Source organism: Winogradskyella endarachnes (assembly GCF_009741275.1).
Lineage (GTDB): Bacteria > Bacteroidota > Bacteroidia > Flavobacteriales > Flavobacteriaceae > Winogradskyella > Winogradskyella endarachnes.
In genome coordinates, this window is the sequence record NZ_WOWS01000013.1 from 1 (window position 1) to 3,515 (window position 3,515).

A 3,515-nucleotide genomic window follows, 5' to 3' on the forward strand; every position below is an offset into this window, starting at 1 on the left:
TTTTGCTATCTGGCTATTATAACTGACTTATATTCTCGTAAAATTGTGGGGTACGACATCAGTAATAGTCTTGAATTATCTGGTTGTGTAAGAGCTTTAAACAAAGCCTTATATCAAGCTAAAAACATTGAAGGATTAATACACCATTCTGATAGAGGTATACAATATTGTAGCAATCAATACTCTCAAATACTCAAAAGCAAAAACATCAAAATTAGTATGACTGAAGAGAATCATTGTTATGAAAACGCAGTAGCTGAACGTGTAAATGGTATACTAAAAGACGAATTTTATCTCGATCAAACCTTTGATAGCTTAAATCACGCTAAAAAAGCTACAAAAAGTGCAATTAATTTATACAACCAAATTAGATTACATGTATCTTTAGACTATAAAACACCAAATATGGTATATTTAAAAACAGCGTAAATTCAATTTTTAACCTGTAGCCATATTTCAGGACTAGACATTATGAAGAACTTCTACGATTTATCGAAAGACGCTCAAGATTATATTAATAGTCGGTTTTCTCAATACGATATAAACGGAGAAGAAGCATTCGATTCATTGTTTTCGGACGAGATGAAAGAGTTGTCATCTGACCAGATTGTTGAATTAATGCGTCAAAAAGATATTTCTCATATAATTTCACAATCAAATTCACCAGAATTGACTTCTAATTTAGATAATGTCTTTTTAGAAGACTATTCAATCAATAGAGCAAGAGGTTCCGAATCCGTAACTCAAAGCGAATTTGAATTAGCTTGGGAAGACCAAATTTCAGATGTAGAATTTATAAATTCCAATGAATCTACTCTTGATGCACTAGAAGGAGAATTAGAAAATATAGACAATACCTTTCCAATAGAGGAAATTGTAGGTGGTTCATTCATTCTAGGTTCAGTATTTACTGGCGTAGAAACTTATCGAGCTATAGAGAGAAATGAAATTAAATTGAATGATGCACCTAGCTTTTTTGCAATAAAAACTGGCGGAAAGACTATTAGATTTGCAGTAATAGGAATGTCTTTAGCTTCTTCTAGTCCAGTAATAGTTTCTGCTGGAGTTGGATATTTAATTTATAAAAACAAAATGTTGATTAGCAAATTCTTCAACGGAATGTATAATTTTATAACTCACGAAAAAACAAAAGAATATACGGAATTAGCAATTAATGGAACTGTTGTCGGAATTTCTACTGCTGGAAATTATACTTACAAAGCAATTACAAGTGAAACGTCTAAAAATTTATTATTGGCAACTGGAAATGCCGCTATAAATTCAACAAAATATTTAGCAAATAAATCTTATGAAATTGCAACTCATCAAACAACAAAAAAAATAGTATCTGAAACTTTAAACATTACTGGAAAAACAATAGTTAGTACAGTAAAATTTTCAGGAAAGATAATTGGAAAAATGTTTAACCGTAAAAAATAACTACTTACAACAATGTATAAAATTAATTGCTTGGTCCTAGCCTACTTACGAAAATCCTCGCGGATTTTCTATTCGGTTTTTATTTGCTAAATTAGGTGCTTAAACCACGCAACTAATCTTATACGAGACCGTTGGCTTTAATGCTGATAAAACACTGAACTCAATTAAAAAAAACTGAATTATGACATACTTCGGAGCTATTGGACCTTGGCAAATAATCACAATATTGTTTATTTTATTAATCGGAATAGCACCAACAATTGTTGCGTTGATTGATATATTAAAAAGTGAATTTAAAGGGAATAATAAACTGATTTGGGTTTTGGTTGTACTATTGTTTAATTTTTTTTGGTGCAGTTATGTACTTCCTGATTGGAAAAGAACAAAAAATACAAGCAGAACAGGTGAATAAAATTGAATAAATTTCTCAAATCTGAATTGAATTACAGAAAGAAATCTGAGCTAATTACTCGGAATTTCACTCAAGCGGAATTTTAGCCAGTTTGCGGAATGTAAATCGGAAATATATAAAGCTTGGTTTATTTCATCGAATTTTTTTTGAGTTTTAAGTGAGTACTTACTGAAAAACTTGGAATTTGAAAAAAAATAATCTGAACCAAAGCACTAAAAGCCAACAACGTGTATAGTTCATTGCTTCTGAAATTCCTAATCGGAATTTCCTCGCAAATGTACTATCTTGGTTTCTTAATCTGAAAATCCTCGCGGATTTTCACGCAACGAAACCATACACAAAACCGTTGTGCCCAATTAAAAAAACACGTTTCATAAGATAATTCAGATTAAATGATTGTATCTTTGATAGTATCAAATGATACTATCAAAAATGAAACCACCTTACGAAATAACATCTTCTATTTTAAAATTAATAACTTCTATTTCAGAAAAAATAGGAGAAGTAAATGCTAATTTATTAAACAAACCTTCACCCAAATTGAGAAAACAGAATAGAATCAAAACTATTCATTCTTCTCTAAAAATAGAAGGAAACACACTTACAGAAGAACAAATAACAGCGCTACTTGAAAACAAAAGAGTTATTGGTCCTAAAAAAGATGTTCTTGAAGTTTTAAACGCAATTAAAATTTATGAAAATTTAAACGATTACAATCCTTCAAATGAAAAATCATTTTTAAAAGCACATCAAAACCTAATGGAAGGTTTAATTGAAAACGCTGGAAAATATAGAAATCAAAGTGTCGGAATTGTAAAAGGCTCTAAAGTTGAGCATTTAGCACCACCTTTTGAAAATGTGCAATACTTAATGAAAGACCTTTTTGAATATTTGAAAAAGTCTGATGAAATTGAATTAATTAAAAGTTGTGTTTTCCATTACGAAATGGAATTCATACATCCTTTTTTGGATGGAAATGGAAGAATGGGAAGATTATGGCAAACTTTAATTTTAATGGAAAAATATCCAATCTTTGAGTTTTTGCCTTTTGAAACTTTAATCAGTAACGACCAAGAAAAATATTATAAAGCTTTGGCTGAAAGTGATAAATCTGGAAAATCAACTAAATTTATTGAATATATGCTTAATGTAATTGACATTTCAATAAGTCAGCTATTAGATTTTAATAATCGGACGTTAAATGAAAAAGATAGATTAGAATATTTTGTCTCATTAAATAAAACAGAATTTACAAGAAAAGACTATATGGATATTTTTAAAGACATTTCATCAGCAACTGCAAGTAGAGATTTAAAGAAAGGAACTGAATTAAATTTATTTGAAAAAATAGGAGAAAAAAATAAGACAATCTACCGTTTAAAATAACTGGGCACAACAATGTATAAAATTAATTGCTAGTTCTAGCCTACTTACGAAAATCCTCGCGGATTTTCTATTCGGTTTATATTTGCTAAATTACGTGCTAAACCACGCAACAAACCATATACAAATACGTTAGCATACATATTGACCCGTCCTGAATAAAGGCTACATAATTTTAAACATTATGTACAAAAACGACAAAGTAATTAGACGGTATTCTGAACCTTTTAAACTGAAAATTTTAGACGAACTTAGCACTGGAAAACTAAACAAATCTCAA

General features: G+C 29.6%; 4 protein-coding genes. All 4 read left to right on the top strand.

Annotation, left to right across the window (positions count from 1 at the left end; genetic code table 11):
- Window positions 1-429: integrase core domain-containing protein (locus GN138_RS15795; RefSeq protein WP_197429364.1), on the top strand; the 429-nt coding region annotated here is incomplete at its 5' end.
- Window positions 430-471: 42 nt separating this feature from the next.
- Window positions 472-1,440, top strand: a complete 969-nt coding sequence (locus GN138_RS15800; protein WP_157364962.1) for a hypothetical protein — start codon at window positions 472-474, stop codon at window positions 1,438-1,440.
- A 181-nt stretch (window positions 1,441-1,621) separates the two neighbouring features.
- Complete coding sequence (locus GN138_RS15805) at window positions 1,622-1,852, top strand: PLDc N-terminal domain-containing protein (RefSeq protein WP_231743093.1); 231 nt, start codon at window positions 1,622-1,624, stop codon at window positions 1,850-1,852.
- A 432-nt stretch (window positions 1,853-2,284) separates the two neighbouring features.
- Window positions 2,285-3,238, top strand: a complete 954-nt coding sequence (locus GN138_RS15810) for a Fic family protein (protein ID WP_157364963.1) — start codon at window positions 2,285-2,287, stop codon at window positions 3,236-3,238.
- The last annotated feature ends 277 nt before the right edge of the window (window positions 3,239-3,515 follow it).

What these genes read in the sequence shown, in the direction of transcription:
- GN138_RS15800 (WP_157364962.1), top strand. Translation starts at nt 472, where the DNA reads ATGAAGAACTTCTACGATTTATCGAAAGACGCTCAAGATTATATTAAT.
- GN138_RS15805 (WP_231743093.1), top strand. Translation starts at nt 1,622, where the DNA reads ATGACATACTTCGGAGCTATTGGACCTTGGCAAATAATCACAATATTG.
- GN138_RS15810 (WP_157364963.1), top strand. Translation starts at nt 2,285, where the DNA reads ATGAAACCACCTTACGAAATAACATCTTCTATTTTAAAATTAATAACT.